22 protein-coding genes are annotated in these 26,210 nt (G+C 72.5%); 5 read left to right on the plus strand and 17 right to left on the minus strand.

Features of this window, described 5'->3' with window-relative positions:
- Positions 1-2 precede the first annotated feature (2 nt).
- The 11 genes from EV284_RS14160 to EV284_RS14210 form a co-directional block, all read right to left on the minus strand.
- Positions 3-1,397 (minus strand): FAD-dependent oxidoreductase, encoded by a 1,395-nt coding sequence (locus EV284_RS14160; protein WP_130333861.1) that lies wholly within the window; start codon positions 1,395-1,397, stop codon positions 3-5.
- The gene (locus EV284_RS14165) at positions 1,390-2,604 is read right to left on the minus strand and encodes an MAB_1171c family putative transporter (RefSeq protein ID WP_130334718.1); all 1,215 of its coding nucleotides are present in this window, start codon (positions 2,602-2,604) and stop codon (positions 1,390-1,392) included. The genes EV284_RS14160 and EV284_RS14165 overlap by 8 nt, the downstream gene beginning before the upstream one ends.
- 11 nt (positions 2,605-2,615) lie before the next feature.
- Positions 2,616-3,212: a toxin-antitoxin system, toxin component family protein gene (locus tag EV284_RS14170; protein WP_207229028.1), complete on the minus strand. Its 597-nt coding sequence runs from the start codon at positions 3,210-3,212 to the stop codon at positions 2,616-2,618.
- Between the two features lie 129 nt (positions 3,213-3,341).
- Positions 3,342-6,311: a beta-galactosidase gene (locus EV284_RS14175; protein ID WP_130333863.1), complete on the minus strand. Its 2,970-nt coding sequence runs from the start codon at positions 6,309-6,311 to the stop codon at positions 3,342-3,344.
- A 213-nt stretch (positions 6,312-6,524) separates the two neighbouring features.
- Entirely contained in the window at positions 6,525-8,246 is a 1,722-nt protein-coding gene (locus EV284_RS14180) for a histidinol-phosphate transaminase (protein WP_130333865.1), read from the minus strand.
- Between the two features lie 119 nt (positions 8,247-8,365).
- Positions 8,366-9,598, minus strand: coding sequence for a multiple monosaccharide ABC transporter permease (mmsB, locus tag EV284_RS14185; RefSeq protein ID WP_130333867.1), 1,233 nt, complete (start codon positions 9,596-9,598; stop codon positions 8,366-8,368).
- A complete protein-coding gene (gene mmsA / locus EV284_RS14190; RefSeq protein ID WP_130334723.1) occupies positions 9,595-11,145 on the minus strand; it encodes a multiple monosaccharide ABC transporter ATP-binding protein in 1,551 nt (516 codons plus the stop codon). The genes mmsB and mmsA overlap by 4 nt, the downstream gene beginning before the upstream one ends.
- A gap of 32 nt (positions 11,146-11,177) precedes the next feature.
- Positions 11,178-12,296: a multiple monosaccharide ABC transporter substrate-binding protein gene (gene chvE / locus EV284_RS14195; protein ID WP_130333869.1), complete on the minus strand. Its 1,119-nt coding sequence runs from the start codon at positions 12,294-12,296 to the stop codon at positions 11,178-11,180.
- A 59-nt stretch (positions 12,297-12,355) separates the two neighbouring features.
- On the minus strand, positions 12,356-13,324 hold the full coding sequence (locus EV284_RS14200) for a hypothetical protein (protein WP_130333871.1): 969 nt from the start codon (positions 13,322-13,324) through the stop codon (positions 12,356-12,358).
- A gap of 82 nt (positions 13,325-13,406) precedes the next feature.
- Positions 13,407-14,396 carry an alcohol dehydrogenase catalytic domain-containing protein gene (locus EV284_RS14205; RefSeq protein WP_130333873.1) on the minus strand — a complete coding sequence of 330 codons (990 nt, stop codon included), beginning with the start codon at positions 14,394-14,396 and terminating at the stop codon, positions 13,407-13,409.
- Positions 14,393-15,550: a mandelate racemase/muconate lactonizing enzyme family protein gene (locus EV284_RS14210; protein ID WP_130333875.1), complete on the minus strand. Its 1,158-nt coding sequence runs from the start codon at positions 15,548-15,550 to the stop codon at positions 14,393-14,395. The genes EV284_RS14205 and EV284_RS14210 overlap by 4 nt, the downstream gene beginning before the upstream one ends.
- A gap of 201 nt (positions 15,551-15,751) precedes the next feature.
- Here EV284_RS14210 and EV284_RS14215 point away from each other — a divergent pair, with 201 nt between their 5' ends.
- On the plus strand, positions 15,752-16,714 hold the full coding sequence (locus tag EV284_RS14215) for a hypothetical protein (RefSeq protein WP_130333877.1): 963 nt from the start codon (positions 15,752-15,754) through the stop codon (positions 16,712-16,714).
- A 271-nt stretch (positions 16,715-16,985) separates the two neighbouring features.
- Positions 16,986-18,143: a serine hydrolase domain-containing protein gene (locus EV284_RS14220; protein ID WP_130333879.1), complete on the plus strand. Its 1,158-nt coding sequence runs from the start codon at positions 16,986-16,988 to the stop codon at positions 18,141-18,143.
- An 82-nt stretch (positions 18,144-18,225) separates the two neighbouring features.
- Here the strand turns inward: EV284_RS14220 and EV284_RS14225 are convergent, their stop codons facing one another.
- The gene (locus tag EV284_RS14225) at positions 18,226-19,248 is read right to left on the minus strand and encodes an NADP-dependent oxidoreductase (RefSeq protein WP_130333881.1); all 1,023 of its coding nucleotides are present in this window, start codon (positions 19,246-19,248) and stop codon (positions 18,226-18,228) included.
- A gap of 96 nt (positions 19,249-19,344) precedes the next feature.
- Between EV284_RS14225 and EV284_RS14230 the strand changes: the two genes are divergently transcribed.
- Together EV284_RS14230 and EV284_RS14235 are read left to right on the plus strand one after the other, a co-directional pair.
- Positions 19,345-19,797, plus strand: a complete 453-nt coding sequence (locus EV284_RS14230) for a MarR family transcriptional regulator (RefSeq protein WP_130333883.1) — start codon at positions 19,345-19,347, stop codon at positions 19,795-19,797.
- Between the two features lie 29 nt (positions 19,798-19,826).
- Entirely contained in the window at positions 19,827-20,615 is a 789-nt protein-coding gene (locus EV284_RS14235) for an EI24 domain-containing protein (RefSeq protein ID WP_130333885.1), read from the plus strand.
- Between the two features lie 176 nt (positions 20,616-20,791).
- Here EV284_RS14235 and EV284_RS14240 read toward each other — a convergent pair whose 3' ends face one another.
- Complete coding sequence (locus tag EV284_RS14240; protein WP_130333887.1) at positions 20,792-21,763, minus strand: aldose epimerase family protein; 972 nt, start codon at positions 21,761-21,763, stop codon at positions 20,792-20,794.
- Between the two features lie 15 nt (positions 21,764-21,778).
- A complete protein-coding gene (locus tag EV284_RS14245) occupies positions 21,779-22,660 on the minus strand; it encodes an SGNH/GDSL hydrolase family protein (protein ID WP_130333889.1) in 882 nt (293 codons plus the stop codon).
- Positions 22,661-22,925: 265 nt separating this feature from the next.
- Between EV284_RS14245 and EV284_RS14250 the strand changes: the two genes are divergently transcribed.
- A complete protein-coding gene (locus EV284_RS14250) occupies positions 22,926-23,420 on the plus strand; it encodes a DUF3145 domain-containing protein (protein ID WP_130333891.1) in 495 nt (164 codons plus the stop codon).
- A 69-nt stretch (positions 23,421-23,489) separates the two neighbouring features.
- Here EV284_RS14250 and fabF read toward each other — a convergent pair whose 3' ends face one another.
- The 3 genes from fabF to EV284_RS14265 form a co-directional block, all read right to left on the minus strand.
- On the minus strand, positions 23,490-24,752 hold the full coding sequence (gene fabF / locus EV284_RS14255) for a beta-ketoacyl-ACP synthase II (RefSeq protein ID WP_130333893.1): 1,263 nt from the start codon (positions 24,750-24,752) through the stop codon (positions 23,490-23,492).
- An 82-nt stretch (positions 24,753-24,834) separates the two neighbouring features.
- Entirely contained in the window at positions 24,835-25,083 is a 249-nt protein-coding gene (locus tag EV284_RS14260) for an acyl carrier protein (protein WP_130333895.1), read from the minus strand.
- Between the two features lie 83 nt (positions 25,084-25,166).
- A complete protein-coding gene (locus EV284_RS14265) occupies positions 25,167-26,198 on the minus strand; it encodes a ketoacyl-ACP synthase III (protein WP_130333897.1) in 1,032 nt (343 codons plus the stop codon).
- Positions 26,199-26,210: the final 12 nt, after the last annotated feature.

Here is a 26,210-nt window from a genome sequence, read left to right on the forward strand (position 1 = left end):
GGTCAGACAAGCCCCGCCGCCTTCCGCTCCGCCGCCGTCAGGGGCGGTCCCGGGAGCGGCGGGCGCAGCGGTCCCACCGCTGCCGCCAGCAGCATGCGCGGGGCGAGCAGCGCCTCCGCGCCGGCCTGAAGCGAGGTCACGTCGGTCACCCGGCGCGCGACCCGGCCGTTGCCCGTGGCGGTGCGCAGCAGCCGGCCCACGTACGCGGAGACCAGCCGGTCCCGGACCGTGGGGCCGGTCGGGGTGGCGCCGGGGTAGAACACATCGGCGCCGATCGCCAGGTCCCACGCGGTGCGCACCGTGCCGCCCACCGCCCGCTGCGCCCGCCGGGCCAGACCGGGCGCGCCGAGCCCGCCCCGCCGCAGCACGGTGTCCCGCAGGGCCAGCGCCGACCGGGCCGCCACCGACATGCCGTGCCCGTACACCGGGTTGAGCGCGCACAGGGCGTCACCGAGGACGGCGAACCCCTCGGGCCACTCGGGCAACCGCTCATAGAACAGGCGCCGGTTGGCGGTCGTCCGGGTGACGGTGACGTCCGTCAGCGGTTCGGCGTGGGTGAGCAGCTCACCGATCAGCGGGTGCCGCAGCTCCTCGTGCGCGTACCGCAGGAACTCGGCCTCGGTGGACGGCGGTTCGCCGCCGCGGGCGCCGATCAGGGTGACGAGCCACCCGCCGTCCTCCACCGGCAGCAGCACCCCGCCGCGCCCGACGTGCGAACCCCGTTGGCCGGGCTCGATGTTGACCACCGGGAAGCCTTCCCGCGCCCCCTCCGGCGCCCGGAACAGCCGGCTCGTGTACGTCAGCCCCGAGTCGACCTCCCGGCGCTCCGGCTCGGGCAGGCCCAGCTCCGCCAGCCAGTGCGCGGCACGGGAGCCGCGTCCGGTGGCGTCCACCACCAGATCGGCGCCCAGGGTGCGTTCGGTGCCGCCGGCCCGCACCCGCACTCCGGTGACCGCGGCGCCGGTGCCGGTGAGGGCGAGGGCCTCGGCGCGGTCCAGCAGCTCGATCGCGCCGTCCACCCGCACCAGGTCCCGGACCACCTGGTCCAGCAGGTCCCGCCCGGCCGGCAGCATGAACGCCGACTCAGGCCAGCGCCGGTACCAGCCGTGCGCCGACAGCGCCACCATGTCCGCGGTCATCGGCACCCGGCGCACCCCGGCCGCGCCCAACGCCGCCTGCGCGCCCGGCAGCAGCTCCTCCAGCGCGCGGGCACCGCCCGACCACAACTGGTGGACGTGCCGCGCCTGCGGCAGCCCCTTGCGCGGCTCGGGCCCGGCGGGCAGCGCGTCCCGCTCCACCACCGTGACGCGGGCGCCCGTGGCGGCCAGGGCGCGGGCCGCGAGCATGCCGGCCAGGGAGCCGCCGAGCACGACGGCCGTGGGCTTCACTTCACTCATGTGCGGCAACGCTCTCTGCTGGGTCGGCGGCCGCACGGGCACGGACCGCCGCGATCTCGTCGGGACGGCGGAGGGCACGGGAGACGGGCCCGATCTCCTGGAGCAGGTCGGTGGTGTCCGGCGCGGCCGCCGTCGCGGGCGGCTCGGGCATCCGGGCCTTCGCCTCGACCGCGTCCAGGATGGTCACCGCCGACGCCAGCGACCGCGCCCGGTCCGGCGGATGCCCGAGGCTCAGCGCGGCCTCGTACGCGCGGGCGCCGAGGGCGGTGTCGAGATGCCGGGCCAGCGGCAGCAGCACGTCCCGGATGAACGTCTCGCGCCGGGTCAGCCGCAGCTCCGGAGTCGCCCGCAGCACGAAGGGCACGCCCTCGCCGGACGAGGTGCGCATCAGCACGTACAGCGGGCGTAGCTGGCGGTGGGCGAGGCGGACCCGCCAGCGGTCGCTCGCGTACTGGCCGGCGTGCGGGAGGATGAAGCCGACCGCGATCAGGATGGCCGACAGCGCGGCGATCGGCGGCGCGAGGTCGGTGCTCAGCCAGTCCAGGTCACCGCCCGCCCAGCGGGCGCCGACCGCGACCAGCTTGACCGCGTCGAAGATCAGGTTGAGCACGTAGCCCGCGCCGAGCAGCTTCAGCCCCCAGCGCAGCCAGGCGTCCAGCCCCTCCGCGCGCACCCAGTTCCACAGCAGCCGCGCGGTGATCAGGCAGGCCAGGGCGTGCGCGCAGAGGTAGAGGAGGATCTCCTCGCGCATGAAGGGGGTGGTGGCGTAGTAGGTGTCCAGGTCCCGCAGCCGCTCCACCGGTACGTCGGCGAGCAGGAACAGCAGCCACAGCGCGGCGATCACCCCGCTGTACACCGACACCACCCAGCGCCGGGCCCGCCGGGTGACCGCCGAACGGTCGGGGCCGTTGCGCCAGGTGATGATCAGCAGCAGACAGGAGCCGCAGAACGCGGTGAGCAGCGAATAGCACCAGGGCGCCGAGATGTTGGACACCCCGGTCAGCCGGTTGACCCGCGCGATGGTGGACGGCGAGCAGAACACGAAGACACCGCAGGCCAGCAGCAGCAGACCGCCGACCGCGCGCAGCAGCGGGTCCCGCCACAGCCTGATGATCGTGGGCAGCTTGATCACCAGCGCGATGCCCAGCACCGCCGTAGGGATCCAGAAGGAGATCGAGAAGTCCCGCAGGGTGGCGGCGGGCTCCATGACCGCCGCGCTCACCGCGCGGCCCCGCCCCGGCCGCGATAGCCGAGCGAACGCTGCACGAGGTCCAGGGGCTCGGCGGAACGCCCCAGATGGGAGCGGAACAGGGTGGCCAGGCGGTGGCCGAAGTCCTCGGCGGCGGCCTCGTCGGCCTCGCGGGAGCCGTCACGGGCGGCCACCGTCAGCGCGGTCCCCTCCCAGCCGGACCCGTCCGCGAGCGCCAGGGTGGCCGCGCCGAGGGTCGGGTGGTGCCGGTGCCCGGCGTGCAGATGCCACAACTCGTGACCCAGAATGACGAGTTGCTGTACGGCCTCGGCGCGCTCCTCCACGATGACCAGGTCGAAGTCCTGGAACTCCACCCACAGCCCGGTGACCTCGATCTCGTCCGGGAAGCGCTCGAACCGCAGCTCCACCGGCCGCCCGCCGCGCCGGGCGCTCATCGCCGCGCACAGGGCACGGCAGACCCCGCCCACGTCGGTCGGCGGCTCCGGCGACTCGGCCACGTCGGCGGCGAGTTCCCTGGCGAGGGCGCGCATCGTACGGGCCGGACGAGAGGGACGCAGTCGGGCGGCCAGTCGCACCGCTCGCGCCCGCGCGTCCGAGCTGACCATGTGCCGCCCTCTCCTCCTTCGCCCCGGCGCCGCCACCGGACCGTCCGAGCGTACGCGCACGGGTGTGCCCACGTCATGCGGATCAGCGGGTGTGGTTCAACCGAGAACCACCCGTGCGCGTACGGCCGTTCAGTGGCCGGGGGAGGGCACCGGAGTCACCGGGAGGCCGCCCGCGGAGGCGCCCATGAGGGTCAGGCTCACCTTGCCGGGCCCGGACAGTGTGGTGAACTCCGACAGCACCGCCAGTGCCAGTGTGTTGGTGCCACGTGTGCGCAGAATCCCGTTCGGCAGCACGAAGGTGTGCTGCGGACCCACATTGTTGATGTACTGCCCCATGTTCCAGCCGTTGAGGTAGATCTGCGCCCGGTAGGCCCGGTACGGATCGTCCTCCAGCCGCAGCCCCACCGAGGCGTCCACGTCACCCGGCACCGACAGCCGGAAGGTGGTGCGGTACCAGGTGACGCCTTGCCGCCGCTCCTCCCTGGGGAAGGTCACCGGCTCCCAGTCCCGGTCGCGGAGGCCGGGCAGGTGCCAGCCCTCCCGCTCCCCGTACAGGCCACCGGTGTTCAGCGGGCCGCGTACCGGGTCCACGGCCCGCTCGCCCTGGAGCCGCCAGGACACCTCCGGTGCCGCCCCGGTGAAGGACACCGAGGTCAGACCGCGTGCCGCCTTGTGGGTGTCGTCGCCCTTGCCGTCCTGGTCGTGCTGCATGCGCCGCACCAGCACCGACAGCACATGGCGGCCGGGGGAGCGCAGCTCCGGGCGGACGGGGAAGGTGGCCGTCGCCTCCCAGGTGCCCTTGCGGATGGTGGCCGTCTTGTCCGGCACCGGCAGCCGGTGGGTGCCCAGCGGCTCCCCGTCCAGCCAGGCCATCAACAGCCCCTGGGTACCGGAACTGTAGGCGAGCGAGACCGACTCGATCCCGGTACTCCCGCTGAACGTACCCCGGTACCAGACATCCCCGTAGTGGAACCCGTAGTCGTCCGCGAACAGCACCGGGCCGCCCTTGGGGACGGGGGTGGTGCTGTACGACGTCCTGCGGTCCGCCCGGCGCCACCCGGAGTCGTCGAAGCTGGGGCCCGCCTCCGGGTTCTCGGTGCGCATGCGCCAGCCGGTCAGCTCCGGGAGGCGGACCTCGGGCACACGGGGCAGCGGGGCGGTGGTCATCAGGCTGCCGGAGAGGGTGGTCCGGGTCGGCACCCGGCGCCCGTTCCACACCAGGGTGCCGACGCCGCGCGGGCCCCACACCTCCAGCACCGACTCGCCGTCCAGGTCACCGGTGAGCCGCACCTCGGAGCCGTGCACCTCGGCGTGGCGCAGCAGCGCGGGGCCGTACACCACCAGGGTCCCGGCGGGGGTGTCGTACGGGAAGATCCGCATCGAGGTGTCGTCGTCCGCGAAGAGCAGCACCAGCGGCGTCTCCGTCTCGCCGCCGGTCACCAGCACCCGGCTCAGGCCGGCCTCCCCCAGAGGCGCGCTGACGTGCAGCTCTCCGCCTTCGTACGCCCAGCCGGCCTCCGGGTCGAGCCGGGTGACGTCCGGCTCCCGCGGGCAGTCGAGCACCAGGTCGGCCATCTCCCCCCGGCGGCCCGCGAACACGGCGACGTCCCGTGGGCCGGCCGTCACGCTCATCACGGGCTGGGCGGTGCTGTGCCGCATCCTCCGCTTGCCGAGGCGCAGTCCGGTCGCCAGCATGCGGGCGTCGCGGGCGGGGACGGTGATGCGCAGCTTCCCGGTGTTGGCCGGCAGTTCGGCGGTGACCGGCTCGGTGCCGTCGTTGCGCGCGACGTACACGTGCGCGCCGGTGTCCGGGTTGGCCAGGTGGTAGACCTTCAGCCCCGCCACCGTCACGTCCGCGGCCCGGTCCAGACGTGCGAAGTCCGGTACGCGCTGGAAGAGATGGCCGAGCTGGTGCATCGGTGCCATCTTCGCGGTGACGTTGCGGGCCTCGTCGATGGCCGCGCCGTAGTCGTACGACGTGTAGACCACCGGCGCGGGCAGCCAGCCCCAGCTGGTGCCGCCGAACGTCATGTAGACGTTGTGCAGGGTGAGGCCGTTGGCCAGGTTGGTCAGGTAGAAGCGGCGCTCGTAGGCGGAGTCGCGGGTGCGCCGGGCCTCCGGGTACCCCTTGCCGTCGAACCAGGCCCCGCCCCACGGATCGAACCAGCCGCCGCCGAACTCCGGCACGAATCCCGGTGTGCCCGGGGAGGCGGTGGAGCCCCCGGTCGGCCCGCCCTTGCCGAACTTCCCCCAGTCCGGCGGGTTCTGGGAGGGCGAGGGGTAGCCGTCGAAGCCGTACAGATAACCGCCCTCCTCACCACCGGTGTCGAAGGAGCCGGGCGTCCAATGGCCGTTGCGGCCCTTGTCGTTGTGGAAGAGGGGTACGTCGACGCCGTCCGCCCGCACCTTCTTGTACAGGTGGGACATGTACGCCCGGCCGGTCGGCTCGGTGACGTGGGAGTCGTACTCGTTCTCCAGCTGGTACAGCAGGACCGTGCCCCGGCCCCGTGTGTACAGGTGCCTGCGGGCGATCCGGTTCACCTGCGTCAGCCACGCGTCCACGTGCCGCAGATAGGTGGGGTCGGCGGTGCGCGCGGTGCCCTTGGTCACCGTCAGCCAGCCGGGGAACCCTCCGCCGTCGACCTCGGCGTTGATGTACGGGCCGGGGCGCAGGATGACGTACAGCCCGGTCTCGGCGGCGGTGCGCAGGAACAGGTCCAGGTCCCGGACGCCGGTGAAGTCGAAGCGGCCGGGCGCGGGGGAGTGGTAGTTCCAGGAGACGTACACGCTGACCGCGTTGAAGCCGTGCGCCCGCATCTTCTGCAGCACGTCCCGCCACAGCGACGGGCTCGGCAGCCGGAACGGGTGCATCTCGCCCGACCACACCACCAGCCGCCGCCCGTCCACCAGCAGGGAGTACGGGTCGAACCCGACGGTGTGCCGCCGCCCGTCCGCCCGCGGCGGCGCGGGCGCCGGCCCGGTCGGCACCGCTCTCGCCGCGAACGCCGAGGGCGCCCCCGGCCCCCCGCTCCCGCCCAGGGCGAACCCGAGCGCGGCACAGCCGGTCAGGGCACTGAAAGTACGTCTGCTGAGTGCCAAGGTCGTCCTCCGGTCGGCCCCCATAAGAAGCGTGGCAGAGGCCATTCTCCACGGCCCGTCAGCTCGCGGCGGACCACGGGGCCCGGGGCGGGGCGAATCAACCGGTACGGGGGTGTGCCCTCGCGGTGAAGTGGGCGTCGATCGCGGAAGCACGGGGGCTCGCACCGGCGTGCGGCGCCCTTGGCGGGGGGCGGCGCGTGCCGCGCGGACGCGCTAGCCCATCGGCGCCGGTGCCCCCGCGCCCGCCGCGTTGGGCCAGCTCTGGGCGTTGGGCCAGCCGGAGGCGGAGGACGGGGCGAAGTCGGGTGTGGCGGGGACGGCCGGGGTGCCCGGCGCCGTCATCCCGCGTACCTGGGCGGCCGTGAGGCCCCCGCGTGCCGGGACGCCGGGTGGGGTGGGGCCCAGGGCGGCGGCGGGCGCGGGGACGGGGGCGGGGGCGGCCATGGGGGTGGGGGCGGCCATGGGGGTGGGGGCGACGGCCGCGGCGGCCGGTGCCGGGTAGGGGGACGCGGGGGCCGGAACGGGCGGGGGCGCCATCGGGGCCGGGGCCGGGGCCGGGGACGCCGCCGGGGCGGGCGCCCGCTGCGGCACCGGCTGCTGGGGGATCTGCTGCGGCGCCGGACCCGGTGGGGCCGCCGGTACCGGCATCCCGGCGCCCTGTGGGGGTGGGGCGGCGGGGAGCGGCATGCCGGTACCGGCGGCCAGGGCGGCGGCGATGACGGGGGAGCCGGAGGAGGCGGTCAGCCGGACTCCGGCGCCGTTCGTCTCGCCGACCAGGCGGTCCACCGCCGCGGTGCCGGAGCTGTAGCCCAGCTCGGGCACCGGGGGCTCGTAGAGGACCTGCTCCAGGCCCGCCACCAGGCGGTGGACGTCGGTCTCGGGGCGTACCACGAGCCGCAGGAAGCGGCTGGACGAACCGATCTTGTTGCCGCACTCGCGGACCAGGATCCGGTGCTCGGTGAGCAGCCGGTCCCGCACCACGGTGCCCTCGGCGCCCACAGGGAGGCGCACGAAGAGGAAGTTGCCCTGCGAGGGATAGACGGTGAGCCCCGGCAGCGCGGACAGCTGGCTGGCCATCTCCAGCCGGTCGCGCCGCACCTGGAGCAGACTCTGCGTGTACTCGGCACCGTGCTGCTTCAGCATGAACACCACGTACTCCGCGAAGGAGTTGAGGTTCCACTTGGGCAGCATCGAGCGGACCTTGCCCGCCAGGCCCGGGTTGGCCACCAGATACCCGAACCGGATGCCGTGCAGCCCGAAGTTCTTGCCGAGGCTGCGCAGCACGATCACGTTGGGTCTGAGCATCGCCTCCTGCACCACACTCGGCTCCGCCTCGGCGTCCGCGAACTCCAGGAACGACTCGTCGATCACCACCAGGTCCAGGTCGGCCATCGCGTCCATGAACTGCACCACCGACTGCCGGGGCAGGAAGCCGCCGTCGGGGTTGTTGGGGTTGCAGAGGACCGCCACCCGCGTCCCCCGCGCCCGGATGAACTCGGCGTACCGGCCGAGGTCCAGCGCGAAGCCGCCTGCCTCCTGGAGCGGGAACATGTCGACCCGCTTGCCCGTCTCCATCGGCTGGTCGGTCCAGCGGCCGAAGGTCGGCACCGGCACCGCGAGCGACTCGCGGACCAGCAGATGGTCGATCCAGGTGATCAGCTCGGTCGACCCGTTCCCCATCGCCACGCACTGCGGCGGCAGGTGGAGCAACTGGCACAGCTCGGCCGTGATGGTGTCGGCACTGCTCGGGTAGTACGTGATGATCTCGCGCAGCCGGGACGCCATCTCCTCGAACATCGCCGGCGTCGGGAAGTAGGGGTTGCAGGGGATGCAGAAGTCCACCGGACCCGTACCGTCGCTCTCCCGCACCAGCGCCGCCATCGAAGGGCTGTGCGCGGCGGTGCTGCGGAACAACGAGGTGACGTTGTCAGGCAAGGGGACCTCCGTCGAAGGGTGGCCCGCGCGGGGGACGCGGGCCACTCATCCATACGGAGGACGCCGGGGTGGTGTTCAACTCACCGCCGCTGTGACCTCCTTCACCCGGCGTACGCCCCTCACGCCCCCGACCTGCGCTTGTTCCAGACGTCGAAGCCGACCGCGAGCAGCAGCGCCAGCCCCTTGATCACCTGTTGCCAGTCGGTGCCGACGCTCAGCAGGTTCATCCCGTTGTTCAGCACCCCGAGCACCAGGCCGCCGATGATCGCCCCGAGCACCGTGCCGACCCCGCCGCTCATGGAGGCGCCGCCGATGAACGACGAGGCGATGGCCTCCAGCTCGAAGTTGACACCCGCCTTCGGCGACGCCGCGTTCAGCCGGGCGGCGACCACGAGTCCGGCGAGCGCCGCGAGGACGCCCATGTTCAGGAAGACCAGGAAGGTGACCTTCTTGTCCTTCACCCCGGACAGCTTCGCCGCGGGCAGGTTGCCGCCGATCGCGTACACGTGCCGGCCGAAGACCGCGTTGCGCATGAGGTACCCGTAGCCGACGACCAGCGCGCCGAGGGCGATCAGGATGATCGGGGCGCCCTTGTAGCTGGCGAGCAGCAGGGTCAGGGCGAGGATCGCCGCTACCAGCGCGGCCAGCTTCAGCGCGAACAGCCTCAGCGGAGGCACCTGGAGCGCGAACTCCCGCTGCCTGCGCCGCCCTTGGACCTCCTGCCAGACCACGGCCGCGATCAGTGCGAGCCCCAGCAGCAGCGTCGGGTTGTGGTAGTCGGTGTCCGGGCCGAACGCGGGCAGGAAGCCGTTGCCGATCTTCTGCAGCCCGTCCGGGAACGGCCCCAGGGTCTGCCCCTCCAGCAGGATCTCCGTCAGCCCCCGGAACAGCAGCATCCCGGCGAGCGTCACGATGAACGACGGGATGCCGAGATAGGCGATCAGATACCCCTGTACCGCCCCCGCCGCCGCGCCCACCAGCAGGCACAGCACCAGTGCCAGCGGCCAGGGCACGTCGTGCCGCACGTTCAGCACCGCCAGGAAGGCTCCGACGAACGCGGTCAGCGAGCCCACCGACAGGTCGATGTGCCCCGAGATGATCACCAGCATCATCCCGATCGCCAGTACCAGGATGTAGCTGTTCTGCAGTACCAGGTTGGACACGTTGCGCGGCAGCAGCAGGTCCCCGTCGGTCCACACAGCGAACAGGACCACGATCAGGCCGAGCGCGATCACCATCCCGTACTGGCGCATGTTGCGGCGCAGGCCGTCCAGCACCAGCCGGAGGACGCCCGGCCCGGCGGGCGGTCCGTCGCGCTCCGGCGGAGCCGGGGCCGTCACGTCCGCGCTCATGGCGTCACCTCTTCGTCTCTGGTCATCAGGCGCATCAGCGCTTCCTGCGTGGCCCCGGCCCGCGGCACCTCACCGGTCAGCCGGCCGGCGGCCATGGTGTAGATCCGGTCGCACATGCCGAGCAGCTCGGGCAGTTCGGAGGAGATGAAGACCACCGCCCGGCCCTCGGCCGCGAGCCGCCCGATCACGGTGTAGATCTCGTACTTGGCGCCCACGTCGATGCCCCGCGTCGGCTCGTCCAGGATCAGCACGTCCGGGTCCGCGAAGATCCACTTGCTGAGGACGACCTTCTGCTGGTTGCCGCCCGACAGCCGGCCCACCGGCTCCAGCACGGTCGGCGCCTTGATGTTCATGGCGGTACGGAACCCCTCCGCCGCCCGCCGCTCCGCGTGCTCGTCGACGATCCCGCGCCGGGCCACCTTGCCGAGCGCGGTCAGCGAGACGTTGCGGTGCACGGTGTCGATGAGGTTGAGCCCGTAGTGCTTGCGGTCCTCGGTGACGTACGCGATCCCGTGCCCCACCGCCTCCGCCACCGTCCGGGTACGGATCTCCCGGCCGTCCTTCAGCACCGTGCCGCCCGCGTACCGGCCGTAGGAGCGGCCGAACACGCTCATCGCCAGCTCGGTGCGGCCCGCGCCCATCAGCCCGGCGATGCCGACGATCTCACCCCGGCGCACCTCGAGGGACACGTCGTCGACGACCTTGCGCTGCCGGTCGATCGGATGCCCCACGGTCCAGCCGCGCACCTCCAGGGCCGGGGCCGCACCCGACTCCGGCCGGTGCGGCGGGCGTTCGGGGAAACGGTGGTCGAGGTCGCGGCCGACCATGCCCGCGATGATCCGCTCCTCGGTGGTCCCCGGCGCCCGCACGTCCAGCGTCTCCACCGAGCGGCCGTCCCGCAGCACGGTCACCGAGTCGGCGACCTTGCGGATCTCGTTCAGCTTGTGCGAGATCACGATGCAGGTGATTCCCTGGGCCTTCAGCTCCAGGATGAGATCCAGGAGTTTGCCGCTGTCCTCGTCGTTCAGGGCGGCCGTCGGCTCGTCCAGGATCAGCAGCCGCACCGACTTCGCCAGCGCCTTGGCGATCTCCACCAACTGCTGCTTGCCGACGCCGATGTCCGCGATCCGGGTCTCCGGATGCTCGTCCAGGCCGACCCTGCGCAGCAGTTTCGTGGCGTGCCGCAGGGTCTCGGTCCAGTCGATCAGACCGCGCCGGGCGTGCTCGTTGCCGAGGAACAGGTTCTCCGCGAGGGAGAGATAGGGCACCAGCGCCAGCTCCTGGTGGATGATGACGATGCCCTGCCGCTCACTGGCCCGGATGTCCCGGAACCGGCACTCCTCGCCCTCGAAGAGCACCTCGCCCTCGTAACTGCCGTACGGATGAACGCCGGAGAGCACCTTCATCAGGGTGGACTTCCCGGCGCCGTTCTCCCCGCAGATGGCGTGCACCTCGCCCGGCCGGACGGTCAGGGTGACGTCGGACAGGGCGGTGACGCCGGGGAAGGTCTTGACGATCGAGCGCATTTCGAGGACGGGTCCGGCCATGGCCGCGCCTTCCAGGTCGTCGTGGCCGGCCATCACTTGAGCTGGGACTCGGTGTAGAAGCCGCCGTCGACCAGGACCTCGCGGTAGTTGCCCTTGTCGACGCTGACCGGCTGCAGCAGATAGGCGGGCACGACCTTGGCGCCGTTGTCATAGGTCTTGGAGTCGTTGACCTCGGGCTTCTTGCCCTTGAGGGTGTCGTCCACCATGGTCGCGGCGACCTCGGCGAGCTTGCGGAGATCCTTGTACACGGTCTGCGTCTGCTCCCCGGCGATGATCGACTTCACCGACGCCAGCTCCGCGTCCTGCCCGGTGACGACCGGCAGCGGCTTGCCCTTCCCGCCGTACCCGTCCGACTTCAGCGCGGACAGGATGCCGATGGAGATGCCGTCGTAGGGCGAGAGCACCGCGTCCACCCGGCCGGACCGGTACGCCGAGGTGAGCAGGTCCTCCATGCGGTGCTGGGCCGTCGTGCCGTCCCAGCGCAGCGTGGTGACCTGGTTGAGCGCGGTCTGCCCGGACCGCACCACGAGCTGCTTCTTGTCGATGTAGGGCTGGAGCACCTTCATCGCGCCGCCGAAGAAGTACTTGGTGTTGTTGTCGTCGTTGGACCCGGCGAACAACTCGATGGAGAACGGCCCCTTCTTGCCGCTGTCCAGCCCCAGCCTGTGCGCGATGTAGGTGCCTTGCAGCTCGCCGACCTTCTCGTTGTCGAAGGAGGCGTAGTAGTCCACGTTCTTGGTGCCGAGGATCAGCCGGTCGTAGGCGATGACCGGGATGTGCGCGTCGGAGGCCTCCTGGAGCACGTTGTTCAGGGACTTGTTGTCGATCGCCGCGATGATCAGGCCCTTGACGCCCTGGGTGATCAGGTTCTCGATCTGGGCGACCTGGGTGTCCGGGTCGTCCTGGCCGTACACCAGCTTGGTCTTGTAGCCCTTGGCGCGCAGGTCCTTGACGACGTTGGCGCCGTCCGCGATCCAGCGTTCGGAGGACTTGGTCGGCATGGCGACGCCGATGGTGCCGCCCTTGGCGTCACCGCCCTTGTCCTCGGCTCCGCCCTCCCCGCTCTGCCCGCAGGCGGTCAGGGTGAGGGCGAGTACGGCGGTCGCGGCGAGAGCGACTCTGCGGGGGCGTGCGGTGTACCGGTCGCGCATGGGGAACCGTCCTTCTTCGTCTCGGCGTTGAGCGGGTCGGGCCGTGCGGTGGTGCGGGATCAGTCCGTCGTGGGGAAGCGGTGCAGCGGGCCGGGGAGGCGGCTGCCGAGCGGGGCCATGCCGCCGTCGGCGCCGTGCCGGGCGAGCAGGTCGAGGACCAGCCGGCCGCGCCGCACCCGCTCCCGGGCGGTGTCCAGGGCGACACCGCGGAGGTGGGCGCCCCAGGGATAGATGCCGGGCGCCTTCGACAGGCCGAACTTCAGATACAGCGGGGCACCGCGCCGGATCAGCTCGGCCACCTCGTACATCCGCACCTGGCCGCCGAGGTCGTCCGGCGCCTCGATGTACATGTCCATGGGGGCGCCGGACACCCGGCGGATCTCGGTGAGATGGGCGAGGGTGAGATCGCCGGGCACGTTGATCGAGTCCGCGCCCAGCCGCTCGAACACCGCGTAGGAGACCGGGTTGACCGGGCCGATGAGCGCGGAGACCTTCAGCGTGGTGTCCGCCGGGAGCACCCCCGACTCCCGCGCCCGGTGCAGCGCCCACAGCACGCCCTCGTCGGCCACCAGCAGGCAGCGCACGCCCAGTTCGGTCGCGCGGACCGCGTCCTCGACACAGCCGGCCACCGCGTCGTGGCCCCGGGCGCGCGGGCCGCCGCCGCGTGAGTCGGAGCGCACCGCGCCGCCGGTGTCCCAGGTGCCGCGCGGTCCGGTGAACAGGCACAGCTCGATGCCTCGCTCGCGGGTCGCCCCGGCCATCTCGGTGATCTCGGCGTCCGTGAGCATCCACACGCCGCTGCCCTGGCTGACCCGGTGCACCGGCACGTCCAGCCGAGCCGCCTCGGCGAGCACGACGGCCAGCGCCTCGGGCCCTTCGCACGACGGGATCTCGGTACGCCAGCTCCCGCCGCCCGGGAAGCGGTGCGGGGAGGCGTCGGCGGGGTCGGGGGCGGGCGCGGCCAGCCCCAGAGCGGCGAGCGCCTGCTCACCGGGCCTGCGGACGGCCGGGGCGGAAAGGTCGGTCACGGGCTGCCTTTCATGTTCGGTATGCCGGACAGCGTTCGGATCTTCGGGCGTACGAGCTCCCTAGGGGACGCGTACGCCCAGGTCAGGGCAGCAGCAGCACCTTTCCGGGCCCCTCGGCCTCGACCGCCCGCGCGAACTCGGTCAGCGGCAGCCGGTGCGACACCAGGGGCAGGGGGTCCAGCAGCCCGGCGCCGAACAGCCGGACCGCGTGCGCCCAGGCGGCCGGGGGCGCCCCGAAGACGGTCCGTACCTCCAGCCGCCGCAGGACGAGATCGGCCGGGTCCAGGCCCGCCGCGCCCGGTGCCGGGATACCGGTCAGGACCAGGCGTCCGCCGCGCCGGAGCAGTGCGGCGGCCGTGACCGCGGCCTCGGCGGAGCCCGCGGCCTCGATCACGACGTCGTAGCCGCCGGGCAGGCCGGAACCGCTCACGGCGAAGCCGGTGGCGCCGAACTCCTTCGCCAGCGCCTCACGCTCCCGGTCCAGGCCCACCACCAGCAGCTCGGCGGGGGAGACCGCCGCGAGGAACCGCACCGCGAGCATCCCCAGCGTCCCCGCGCCGACCACCGCGACCCGCTCACCGGGCCGGGCGTCGGCGGCCAGGGCGGCGGCCGCGACACAGGCGGCGGGCTCCAGCAGGGCGGCCGCGGTGAGGTCGGCGTCGTCCGCCAGGGGGTGCAGCAGCCGGGCGGGCAGGGTGAGGGTGGGGGCCATCGCGCCGGGACGGGTGAAGCCCGTCTCCTCGTACCCCGCCTCGCAGAGCGTGGTGTCGCCCGCGTGACAGCGGGCGCACACCTGGCAGTTGCGGAAGCCCTCGCCGACCACCTTGCGGCCGGCCAGGCGCTCCGGCACCCCGGCGCCCACCTCCCGTACCGTGCCGGACCACTCGTGGCCGGGCACCACCGGGTAACGGGCGTACGGCGCGGGCCGGTTGCCCCGGTACAGCTCGCGGTCGCTGCCGCAGACCCCCACCGCGTGCACGGCGACCAGCGCCTCGCCGGGGCCGGGTGTACGGGGTGTGTGCGGCTGAAGCCGGTGCGTGCCCGGCGCCTCGACCACCACCTGGACGCTCACTTCGTCCCCTTCGGCCTGCGGCGCTCCCAGCCCTCGGCCCACAGGTCGAACCGGGCCTGCTGCTGCGGGAACTCGGCCGCCGCCTCGGTGTCCAGCTCGACGCCGAGGCCGGGGGCTTCGGAGAGGTGGAAGTAGCCGTCGACCACCTCGGGGGCGCCCTTGACCACCGTCTTGATCTCCGCGTCCGCGAAGTCGTTGAAGTGCTCCAGGATCTTGAAGTTCGGTGTGCTGAAGCCGACTTGGAGCGAGGCGGCGGTGAGTACCGATCCGCCCACGTTGTGCGGGGCGAGCAGCACGTAGTGGGTCTCGGCGGCCGCGGCCAGCTTGCGGGTCTCCCAGATGCCGCCGATGTGGCCGACGTCCGGCTGGAGGATGTCCGCCGACTGGCTCTCCAGCAGCTCCCGGAACTCGATCCGGTCGTGCATCCGCTCCCCGGTGGCGACCGGGATGTCCACCTTGGCGGCCACCTTCTGCAGTGCCTTCAGGTTCTCCGGCGGTACCGGCTCCTCCAGCCAGGCGGGATCGAAGGGTGCCAGTTCGCGGGCGAGGCGGATCGCGGTGGCGGGGGAGAAGCGGCCGTGCATCTCCAGCATCAGCTCGGTGTCCGGGCCGATCGCGTCCCGTACGGCCTCGATCAGGGAGACGGCGTACCGGGTGCGCTCGTGGTCCAGCTCGAAGTGGCCGGTGCCGAACGGGTCGATCTTCAGGGCCCGGTAGCCCCGCGCCACGACCGCGCGGGCCGCCTCGTGGTACGCCTCCGGGGTGCGCTCGGTGGTGTACCAGCCGTTCGCGTACGCCTTGACGCGGTCGGTGACCTTTCCGCCGAGCAGCTGCCACACCGGTACGCCGAGCGCCTTGCCCTTGATGTCCCAGCAGGCCATCTCGACCACCGCGATCCCGGACATCACGATCTCGCCGGCCCGGCCGAAGTCGCCGTACTTCATCCGGCGGACCAGGTCCTCCACGGCGAACGGGTCCGAGCCCGCTATGTGGTTGGCCTCGGCCTCCCGCAAGTAGCCGAGCAGGGCGTCGGTGTGACCGAGCATCCGGGTCTCCCCGACGCCGGTGAGCCCCTCGTCCGTGTGGACCTGCACATAGGTCAGGTTCCGCCACGGTGTGCCGACCACATGGGTGCTGATTCCGGTGATACGCACGCCCGTCCACCCCTCGGTGTTCGAAATTTCGTCATGCGTTCGAAATGCTGGCGTGACAGTAGGGAGGGCGGGTGGGGGGTGTCAATGGGTCGAACACGTAACGGTTCCGGCAAAGGCGTGTGCGCAGGTGCCTCTCCCGCACCAAACCTTCACAGCGGCACCTAGGAACGTGACCCGAGTGGAATCTAGTCTTCCCGCGTCATGGACTACTGCCACCCGTGCCGACGGCACCTCAACGGCGCGCTCGCCTGCCCCGGCTGCGGCGCGCCCGCCCTGACCGCCGTCGCGCCCACCGCCACCGCTGCCTCCGGCGGCGCGGCGGACCCCTACGGGCAGAGCCCCCAGGCTCCTTCCTACGGGCAGGCCGCTCAGGCGGTCCCCTACGGGGAACCGGCCACCCCGTACGAAGCGGCCTCCTACGGGGAACCGGCCACCCCGTACGAACAGGAAGCCCCCGCCGCCCCGCCCGGGGAAACCACCCCGGGCCACGCCCCCGAACCCCCGGCCGCCCCCGAGCCCCCGAAGGTCCCGCGGCAGGCCGACCGGCGCGGCACCCACGAGCCCCCCGCGGACTCCGGGCGAACCGGGGACTCCGAACACCCCGGTGACCCCGGTGACTTCGAGGACCCCTACGACGACCCGGACCCGGCCCCCGACGGCAGCCGCCGCGACCGCAAGGCCGCGGCCCATCGCCGCCGCAGACGCCGCACCCTCCTCGTCGTCACCGGTTTCGTCCTCGCGGCGGCAGCCCTGAGCCTCGCCGAACTCGGCGCCGACGCCCCCTTCTCCTTGGACCGTCCGGCCTCCAGCGAGGCCTCCCCGGACGGCGGCTCCGCGTCCGTCTCCCCGGCCCGTACGGGTGCCTCCCTCACCGGCACCACGGCCGGCGCGTCCACCACCCCCAGCACCTCCGCCTCCGCCTCGGACTCCCCCTCGGCCTCCCCTTCCGAGTCCCCCACCAGGAAGGCGTCGCAGTCCCCGTCGGTGAGCCCCACCACCGACAGCCCCGCCACCACTCCCCGGCACTCCGAGGCCCCCGCCCCCGACGACCCGGCCCCGGAGAAGCCCGCCCCCACCCCGACGGCGGCCCCCACCACGACCAAGCCCGCCCCCGAGCCCACCCCCACCAAGACCTGCGACCGCTTCCTGTGGTGGTGCGGCTGAGGGACGCGCGGCCGGCCCGGCGGCGACGCATGGTGGCCCGCCCCCTCCCGGGCGGGCGCCCCCGGCGCCCCGGCCGCCAGCCCGTCCCCGCCTCCCTGGTCGTACGAACCCCGTGGAGTACGCCATCCGGGGTAACGGTGACACCAACCGGGCCCTGCGGCGGTTGAGTCGAACAGGTACATCTCGCCGTACACGACCTCGGAATGCGCCGGCCGGACCCGGCGCCGTGCGAGGAGGAGCAGCGAGCAGCGGCTCAGTTGAGGAGAACCGGATGACACAGGACAGCACCGTCCAGGGCACTGTCGCCGAGGGGTACGAGGCGGTGCGCGAGGAATTCGCCGCCTTCGTCGCCGGCGAACAGCCGGACTACGAAGGCCAGTTGTGTGCCTATGTGGACGGCCGCCGGGTCGTCGACCTGTGGGCGGGCGAGGGCGTGGACGCCGGCTCGCTGTACGGCGTCTTCTCCTGCACCAAGGGCGCCGCCCACCTGGTCACCGCCCTCCTGGTGCAGGACGGCACCCTCGAACTGGACCGCAAGGTCACCTACTACTGGCCCGAGTTCGGCGTCGAGGGCAAGAGCACCCTCACCCTGCGCGACCTCCTCGCCCACCGCGCCGGACTCGTCGGCACCGACACCGGCTTCAGCCCGGCCGAACTGGCCGACGACCGCGCGCTCGCCGAACGCCTCGCCGACCAGCGCCCCTTCTGGCGCCCCGGCACCGCCTTCGGCTACCACGCGCTGACCATGGGCGCCCTCACCGGCGAGGTGATCCGCCGCGCCACCGGCCACACCGTCCAGGAGCTGTACGAGGAGCGCGTCCGCGCCCCCTACGGGCTGGACTTCCACCTCGGCCTGCCCGCCTCGCGCGAGCCCCGCTTCCGCCCCACCCAGCCGATGCTGCCGACCCCCGCCCAGCTGGCGGAGGCCGAACTGCGCCGCACCGGCCCGCACACCCTGCCGTCCATCGCCCGGAACCAGCACGCCTCCACCCCCACGGACCTGGAGTCGCTGCCCAACGACCGCCTGGTCCGCGCGAACGGCCCCGCCTCCGTCGGCGGCGTCGCCTCGGCCCGCGGCCTGGCCGGGATGTACGCGGCGATGATCAGCGAGGTGGACGAGAAGGCGCCGCTCCTCAAGAGCGACACCCTCGCCGAGTTCGGCCAGCCGCACTCGGCCGGCCACGACCTGGTGTGCCGCTCCCACGCCGTGTTCGGCCTGGGCTTCGAGTGCACGGCCGAGACCTGGCACCCCTTCCTCGGCGCCGGCACCCTCGGCCACTGCGGCGCGGCCGGCGCGCAGGCGTTCGCCGACCCGCGCGGCCGCCTCGCCTACGGCTACACCCGCCGCCGCTTCGCCTACCCCGGCGGCGCGGCCCCGGAGAACGACCGGCTGGCCGCCGCCGTGCACGAGGCGGCGCTGAAGGGCTGAGACAGGGCGAAGGCCGCACCCCACGCCCGGGGATGCGGCCTTCGCCGAGGTCCGGCGGCCGGCGGCCGGCGCGGGACACCGGTCAGAGCTTGACGATCATCTTCCCGGTGTTGTCCCCGCGCAGCACCCCGAGGAACGCCTCCAGCGTGTTCTGGATGCCGTCCACGATCGTCTCGCGGTACTTCAGCTTGCCCGACGCGACCAGCGGCGCGATCTCGCGGACGAACTCCGGCTGGAGGTCGTAGTGGTCGCCGACCAGGAAGCCCTCGATCCGGCCGCGGGTCTGGATCAGCCGGGTGAGGTTGTTCGGGCCGGGGGCGGGCTCGGTGTTGTTGTAGACCGAGATCGCGCCGCAGATGGCGATCCGGCCGTGCAGGTTCAGCTCGGCGATGGCGGCCTGGAGGTGGTCGCCGCCGACGTTGTCGAAGTACACGTCGATGCCGTGCGGCGCGGCCTCGCGGAGCTGCTCGCCCACCGGCCCGTCCTTGTAGTTGAAGGCGGCGTCGAACCCGTACTCGTCCACCAGCAGCCGCACCTTCTCGTCGGACCCGGCCGAGCCGATGACCCGCGAGGCGCCCTTGAGCTTGGCGAGCTGGCCGACCTGGCTGCCCACCGCGCCGGCCGCGCCGGAGACGAAGACGATGTCGCCCTCCTTGAACCCGGCGGTGCGCAGCAGACCGGCGTACGCGGTCAGGCCGGTCATGCCGAGCACCCCGAGGTAGGTGGAGAGCGGCGCGGCGTCCGGGTCGACCTTGACGGCCTTCTTCGCGTCCACCGCCGCGTACTCGCGCCAGCCGAGGAAGTGCAGCAGATGGTCGCCGGGCTCGATGCCGTCGACGTCGGAGGCGACGACCACGCCCACCGCGCCGCCCTCCATCGGCTCACCCAGCTCGAACGGGGCGGAGTAGGACTTCGCGGCACTCATCCGGCCCCGCATGTACGGGTCCACCGAGAGGTATTCGTTCCGTACCAGCACCTGGCCCTCGCCGGGCACCGGCATGGGCACCTCGACGAGCGCGAAGTCCTCGGGCTTCGGCCAGCCCACCGGGCGCTCGAGCAAGTGCCACTCGCGGCTGACTGCGGGAAGGGCGGGGGAGTCGGACATCTTGGGGCGACCTTCTTCCTCAAACTACTTCAGTACCTGAAACAACCATGCTCCTGAATATTTCATGATGTCAAGTAACCCGGTATCCTGGACGCCATGTCCACCCAGCCGCCGCGCCCCGCCGCCCGTCACCGCGCCGCCGACCCCCTGACCATGGAGGTCGTCGAGCTGATCGGCGACGTCGTGGCCCGCTTCTACGCGGACTACGAGGAGGCCGCGGCCAGCCACGCGCTCACCGGCCCGCAGGCCCGCCTGCTCAGTCTTCTCGCCCTGGAGCCGCTGCCCATGCGCAAGCTCGCCCAGCGGCTGAAGTGCGAGCCGTCCAACGTGACCGGGATCGTGGACCGGCTGGAGTCGCGCGGCCTGGTCGAGCGGCGCCCCGACAGCGCCGACCGCCGGGTCAAGCTCGCCGCCGCCACCGAGGAGGGCCTGCGGGTCGCCCGCGACCTCCGCGAGGGCCTGCACTTCGCCCGCGAACCCCTCGCCGGCCTCTCCACCGCCGAGCGCTCCTCCCTGCGCGACCTGCTCCGCCGCATGCTCGGCGCCTGAAACCCGCGGCTGCGGGTAAAGTCCCCGCCATGCGCGATCTCGGGGTGGGGTTCCGTCATCTCCTCAACGGCCAGCGGTGGGTGGCACAGCACGGACGGCAGTACGGCTTCGGCCTGCTGCCCGGCCTGATCACCCTCGTCCTCTACGTGGCGGTGCTGGTCGCGCTCGGCGGGTGGGGCTCGGACGCCGTCACCTGGGCGACCCCGTTCGCCGACGACTGGTCCGGTCCCTGGCAGGGCGTCTTCCGGGGCTTCCTCACCGTCGTCCTGTTCGCCCTGGCCCTGCTGCTGGCCGTCCTGACCTTCACCGCGGCCACCCTGCTCATAGGCCAGCCCTTCTACGAGAGCCTCTCCGAGCGCACCGACGCCGACGTCTCCCCCGACGGGAGCGCGCCCACCTCCGACCGGCCGATGTGGCGCGACCTGTGGATCTCCGCCCGCGACAGCCTGCGCATCCTGGTACGGGCCGGCGTCTGGGGCGTCCTGCTCTTCGCGCTCGGCTTCCTGCCCGTGGTCGGCCAGACCGTCGTACCCGTCCTCGGCTTCTTCGTCACCGGGTTCTTCCTCACCGAGGAACTCACCTCCGTGGCCCTCCAGCGCCGGGACGTCGACCTGCGCGCGCGCCTCGCCCTGCTGCGCTCGCGCAAGATGCTCGCCTGGGGGTTCGGCGTCCCGCTGGGCCTCGCCTTCCTCGTCCCCGTGGTCGCCGTGTTCCTGATGCCCGGCGCGGTCGCCGGTGCCACCCTGCTGACCCGTGACCTGCTCGGCGAACCCCTCGCCGAGGAGCAGCCGGAGAGCGACCGGCCGGTCCCCGCCTGAGCCCGGCCCGGCGGGCGAGAAGGCGAAGTCGTGACACGGGCGTGAAGGGTTCGTAGGAGAACCCGCCCGGACCCCCGATCCGGTGCCGCCGGCCGCCCGGCGCGGATTACCGTCGACATCAGCCCCGGTCCCGGAACCTGACACCAGGACCGGGGCTGAATACTGTCCGGGGCGGCTCAGCGCGTCCCGAAGCCGTACACCGTCGCGGAGCGGTACACCTCGCCCGGCTCCAGCCGGGTGGTGGGGAAGTCCGGGCGGTTCGGGGAGTCGGGGAAGTGCTGGGTCTCCAGCGCGATCCCCTCGCCCGGCGCGAACGGGGCGCCGAGGTGGTCGGCGGTGTAGAGCTGGAGTCCCGGCTCGGTCGTCGCCACCGTCAGCACCCGCCCGGACGCCGGGTCGTACAGCTCGGCCACCTCCTCGGCCGCCGGCGTGACACCCTTGTCCAGCACGTAGTTGTGGTCGTACCCCGAGCCGACCTTGCGGGAGGCGCGGAAGTCGAAGCGCGAGTCCGTCACGTCCACGGGCTCGCCCACCGGGATCAGCCCGTCGTCCACCGGCGTGTACCGCGAGGCGGCCAGCCGCAGCTCATGACCGCCCGCGTGCCCCGAGCCACCGAGGTTCCAGTACGAGTGGTTGGTGAGGTTCACGACCGTCGGCGCGTCCGTCACCGCCTCGTAGGCGATCCGCAGCGCCCCCGACTCGTCCAGCGTGTACGTCGCCGAGACCTGAAGGCGCCCCGGAAAACCCTCCTCGCCGTGCGGACTGACCCGGCTGAGCCGCACCCCGTGCTCCACCGGCTCCGCGTCCCACACGTACCGGTCGAAGCCCCGCTCGCCGCCGTGCAGCGAGTTGGGCCCGTTGTTGCGGGCCAGGGTGTACGTCCGCCCGTCCAGGGGGAAGCGGCTGCCCGCGATCCGGTTGGCGTACCGGCCCACCAACGCGCCCAGATACGGGCCCGGATGGTCCACGTAGCCCTCGACCGAGGGGAACCCGAGCACCACGTCCGCCGCGTGCCCCTCCCGGTCCGGCACCTCGGCCGACTGCACGATCCCGCCGTACGACAGCACCCGGACCCGTACCCCACCGCGCTCGAGCGTCCAGCGGTGCACCGGGGTCCCGTCGGAAAGTGTGCCGAAAAGTTCGCCCATGTGGGAAACCTTAGGTCACGGTCTGCGCTCCGTGACCGTCCGGTACGCGATCTCGGCGAGCCGGGCCTGACCGTCCCGGCTCGGGTGGAACCAGTCCCACTGGCTCAACTGCCCGGTGCCGAAGCGGTAGTCGAAGACCGCGTTGCCGTCGAAGCGGCAGCGCTCGTCCTTCGCGCACACCTCGGCCAGCACCGAGTTGTACGCCTGCACCCGGTGCTGGACCTCCTGCCGGCGCACCGTCGCCGCCTCGGTCAGGTCGTCCGCGCCGCGCAGCATGGAGGGGCAGATGCCCAGCTTCCACACCTCCTTGCCCAGCGGATCGGCCCGCCCCTGCGACCACAGCCGCAGCAGGTTCGGCACGCTCGCCACGTACACCTGCGTCCGCGGCAGTTCCTCGCGCAGGGTCGCCATCGCGTGCTCGAAGTCCGCGCGGAAGTCCGCCACCGGGGTCATCGCCGACACCGAGGACCGGCAGGCGTCGTTGGCGCCCACCATCACCGTCACCAGCTCCGGGCGGCGCCGCGCCGCCTCGGCCAGCTGACCGGGCAGGTCGGCCATCCGGGCGCCGGTCACCGCGTAGTTCCAGCCCCGCTCGGCCGCGCCCTGCCGCCCCAGCAGCCGTACCGCCAGGCTGTCCACACCGGCGTCCGCGCCCGTCGCCCAGGACACCTCGGGGCAGTCCGCGAGCACCTGGCAGGCGTCGAAGCCGCGGGTGATGGAGTCGCCCACCGCCGCGATCGAGTCCGGGTGCGCGTTCCACACCGGGGAGGGCCTGGCGGACGGCCGGGACACGCCCGCGTCCCCGCCACCGCCCCGGACGGAGTCGCAGCCGCTCGCCAGCACGGCCGCCGTGAGCACGGCGACGACGGCCCGCGCCCGGTGGCCTGGTTTCCGCATCCCCGCAGGTCTCCTCGCTCCTTCGCGCACCGACCGCCGGTGCGCCCACCCATCACAACGTGCGCGGGTTCCCGTCCGCCCCCGCTGGAACGGCACACCCCGTACAAGCGTCCCCCTGGGTGAATGGCGAAGGTTTCCTGGCACCGGGACCGACGGTACGTCACACTCCTTGCATCCCCGCAAGGTAGCCTCGCCATCAACGCGGCCGTCGCGTCATGGCCGCTCGACCAGCCCGCAAGATGTCCCGCTCAGCCCGGAGGTTCCGGTGACGACACGTGGAGTTCTGTACGTGCACTCCGCGCCGCGCGCGCTGTGCCCGCATGTCGAGTGGGCCATCGCCGGGGTGCTCGGCACGCGCGTCAGCCTGGACTGGATCAGGCAGCCCGCCGCCCCCGGTACCTGGCGCTCGGAGTTCTCCTGGCAGGGCGAGGCGGCCACCGCCTCCAAGCTCGCCTCCGCGCTGCGCGGCTGGCAGATGCTCCGCTTCGAGGTCACCGCCGAGCCCTCCGCCGCCGCCGAGGGGGAGCGCTACAGCTGCACCCCCGACCTCGGCATCTTCCACGCCGTCACCGGCATCCACGGCGACATCCTCATCCCCGAGGACCGCCTGCGCGCCGCCCTCCAGCGCAGCCGCCAGGGGGAGAGCGACCTGGAGGCCGAACTCTCCAAGCTCCTCGGCAAGCCCTGGGACGACGAACTCGAGACCTTCCGCCACGCAGGCGAGGGCGCCCCGGTCCGCTGGCTCCACCAGGTGGTCTGAGCCCGCCGCACCACCTGCACGCGACAAAGGCCCCCACCGACCGGTGGGGGCCTTTCTCGGTGCTTGCGGTCAGACGGTGCGGAACGCCAGCACCACGTTGTGACCGCCGAAGCCGAACGAGTCGTTCAGCGCCGCGATCCGGCCCTCGGGGAGCCGGCGCGGCTCGCCCACGACGACGTCCGCGTTGACCTCGGCGTCCAGCTCGGTGACGTTGATCGTCGGCGGGGCCGTGCGGTTCACCAGAGCCAGGATGGACGCGACGGTCTCGATGCCGCCCGCCCCGCCCAGCAGGTGACCCGTCATCGACTTGGTCGCGGAGATGGCCATGTGGTCGACGTCGTCGCCGAAGACCTTCCGCAGCGCCTTGATCTCGGCCACGTCGCCCTGGGGGGTCGACGTCGCGTGCGCGTTCACGTGCACGATCTCCGCCGGCTTCAGGTCGGTCGAGTCCAGCAGGTTCTGCAGCGCCTGCGCGATGCCGTTGCCCGAGGGCTCCGGCTGCGTGATGTGGTGCGCGTCGGCGGAGATGCCCTGGCCGATCGCCTCGGCGTAGACCCGGGCACCGCGCGCCCTGGCGTGCTCCTCGGACTCCAGCACGATCACACCGGCGCCCTCACCGAGCACGAAGCCGTCACGGCCCGAGTCGTAGGGGCGGGACGCGCCCTCGGGGTCGTCGTTGTTCTTGGACATCGCCATCATGTTGCCGAAGGCGACGATGGGAAGCGGGTGGATGGCGGCCTCGGTACCACCGGCCACGACCACGTCCGCACGCCCGGTGCGGATCATCTCGATCGCGTACCCGATGGCCTCCGCGCCGGAGGCGCAGGCCGAGACGGGGGTGTGCACACCGGCGCGCGCGCCCAGCTCGATACCGACGTTGGCCGCCGGGGAGTTGGGCATCAGCATGGGCACGGTGTGCGGGGAGACCCGGCGTACGCCCTTCTCCTTCAGTACGTCGTACTGGTCCAGGAGGGTCGTCACGCCACCGATGCCGGAGGCGATGACCGCGCCGAGGCGGTCGGGGTTCACGGACTGGTCCTCACCGGCCTTGGCGGTGAAACCGGCGTCCTTCCAGGCCTCCTGAGCGGCGATCAGCGCGAACTGCGCGGACCGGTCCAGCTTGCGGGCCTGCGGCCGGGGGAGGATCTCACCCGGCTCGACGGCGATCTGCGCGGCGATCTGGACCGGCAGCTCGGCCGCCCACTCCTGCTCGAGGCGGCTGACGCCGGACCGGCCGGCCAGCATGGCCTCCCAGGTGGAAGCTGCGTCGCCACCCAGCGGTGTGGTTGCGCCGATACCGGTGACGACCACGGTGCGATTGGTCGGGCTCACGGGAATTCTTTCTCCAACAGATGCGGGATCTACGGCGCCACCGCCGGGTGGCGGGGCCTAGCAGCTAGGTCCGAGGGGTGACTCAGGCCTGGTGCTTGAGGATGTAGTCGGTGGCGTCACCGACGGTCTTCAGGTTCTTGACGTCCTCGTCGGGGATCTTCACGTCGAAGCGCTCCTCGGCGGCGACGACGACCTCGACCATGGACAGGGAGTCGACGTCGAGGTCGTCCGTGAAGGACTTGTCGAGCTTGACGTCCTCGGTGGGGATGCCGGCGATCTCGTTCACGATCTCGCCAAGGCCCGCGACGATCTCTTCCTGGGTGGCGGCCATGTCAGGCGCTCTCCTTCTTCGATGTTCAGACAATGAGGTGGCATTTGTCCCCGTGTCGGACCGGGCGGCCCGGCACGGAGTGCCTAGGGGAGGGTAACGACCGTGGCGGCGTAGACCAGACCCGCCCCGAATCCGATGACGAGCGCCGTGTCGCCGCTCTTGGCCTCGCCGGTCGCCAGAAGCCGCTCCATGGCGAGCGGGATCGACGCGGCCGAGGTGTTGCCGGTGGTGCGGATGTCACGGGCGACCGTGACGTGCTCCGGCAGCTTCAGAGTCTTCACCATCGAGTCGATGATCCGCACATTGGCCTGGTGCGGGATGAAGACGTCCAGGTCGTCCGAGGAGATCCCGGCCGCGTCCAGCGCCTGCTGGGCGACCTTCGCCATCTCGAACACGGCCCAGCGGAACACCGCCTGGCCCTCCTGCGTGATCGCGGGGAACTTGATGTTGCCCGCGCTGTCCAGGGGGAGTTCGGAGACGTCCCCCGCGTGGAAGCGGTCCCAGGGGACGGTCTGCTTGATGGTGCCGGCCTTGTCGCCCTCCGAGCCCCACACCGTGGGACCGATGGCGGGCTCCTGGGACGGGCCGACCACGACCGCGCCCGCGCCGTCACCGAACAGGAAGGCCGTCGCGCGGTCCTCCAGGTCGGTCAGGTCGCTGAGCCGCTCCACGCCGATGACGAGCACGTACTCGGCGGAACCTTCCACCACCATGCCCTTGGCGAGGGTCAGGCCGTAGCCGAAGCCCGCGCAGCCCGCCGAGATGTCGAAGGCGGCGGCCTTGTCGGTGCCCAGCTTGTCCGCGATCTCCGTGGCCACGGCCGGGGTCTGGCTGAAGTGCGAGACGGTGGAGACCACCACGGCGCCGATCCGGTCGGCGGCGATGCCCGCGTCGGCGATCGCCTTGCCCGCGGCCTCGATCGACATCGCGGCGACCGTCTCGTCCGGGCCCGCCCAGTGCCGGGTCTCGATCCCGGAGCGGGACCTGATCCACTCGTCGGAGGAGTCGATCGTCTCCAGGATCACCTCGTTGGGCACCACCCGGGTCGGGCGGTAGCCGCCGACCCCGAGGATGCGCGCGTACGGGGCGCCCTTGCTGGGCTTGATCTTCGCCATTGGCATGGACTC

The sequence above is a fragment of the Streptomyces sp. BK022 genome, assembly GCF_004217355.1.
Classification (GTDB): Bacteria; Actinomycetota; Actinomycetes; order Streptomycetales; family Streptomycetaceae; genus Streptomyces; species Streptomyces griseoluteus.

Excerpts from the sequence above, each read along its gene's own strand:
- EV284_RS14240 (WP_130333887.1), bottom strand. The coding sequence starts at position 21,763 with ATGGGCGAACTTTTCGGCACACTTTCCGACGGGACCCCGGTGCACCGC.
- EV284_RS14260 (WP_130333895.1), bottom strand. The coding sequence starts at position 25,083 with ATGGCCGCCACCCAGGAAGAGATCGTCGCGGGCCTTGGCGAGATCGTG.
- EV284_RS14165 (WP_130334718.1), bottom strand. The coding sequence starts at position 2,604 with ATGGAGCCCGCCGCCACCCTGCGGGACTTCTCGATCTCCTTCTGGATC.
- EV284_RS14215 (WP_130333877.1), top strand. The coding sequence starts at position 15,752 with ATGGACTACTGCCACCCGTGCCGACGGCACCTCAACGGCGCGCTCGCC.
- mmsB (WP_130333867.1), bottom strand. The coding sequence starts at position 9,598 with ATGAGCGCGGACGTGACGGCCCCGGCTCCGCCGGAGCGCGACGGACCG.
- mmsA (WP_130334723.1), bottom strand. The coding sequence starts at position 11,145 with ATGGCCGGACCCGTCCTCGAAATGCGCTCGATCGTCAAGACCTTCCCC.
- EV284_RS14230 (WP_130333883.1), top strand. The coding sequence starts at position 19,345 with ATGTCCACCCAGCCGCCGCGCCCCGCCGCCCGTCACCGCGCCGCCGAC.
- EV284_RS14225 (WP_130333881.1), bottom strand. The coding sequence starts at position 19,248 with ATGTCCGACTCCCCCGCCCTTCCCGCAGTCAGCCGCGAGTGGCACTTG.
- EV284_RS14245 (WP_130333889.1), bottom strand. The coding sequence starts at position 22,660 with ATGCGGAAACCAGGCCACCGGGCGCGGGCCGTCGTCGCCGTGCTCACG.
- EV284_RS14235 (WP_130333885.1), top strand. The coding sequence starts at position 19,827 with ATGCGCGATCTCGGGGTGGGGTTCCGTCATCTCCTCAACGGCCAGCGG.
- EV284_RS14220 (WP_130333879.1), top strand. The coding sequence starts at position 16,986 with ATGACACAGGACAGCACCGTCCAGGGCACTGTCGCCGAGGGGTACGAG.
- EV284_RS14160 (WP_130333861.1), bottom strand. The coding sequence starts at position 1,397 with ATGAGTGAAGTGAAGCCCACGGCCGTCGTGCTCGGCGGCTCCCTGGCC.
- EV284_RS14265 (WP_130333897.1), bottom strand. The coding sequence starts at position 26,198 with ATGGCGAAGATCAAGCCCAGCAAGGGCGCCCCGTACGCGCGCATCCTC.
- chvE (WP_130333869.1), bottom strand. The coding sequence starts at position 12,296 with ATGCGCGACCGGTACACCGCACGCCCCCGCAGAGTCGCTCTCGCCGCG.
- EV284_RS14170 (WP_207229028.1), bottom strand. The coding sequence starts at position 3,212 with ATGGTCAGCTCGGACGCGCGGGCGCGAGCGGTGCGACTGGCCGCCCGA.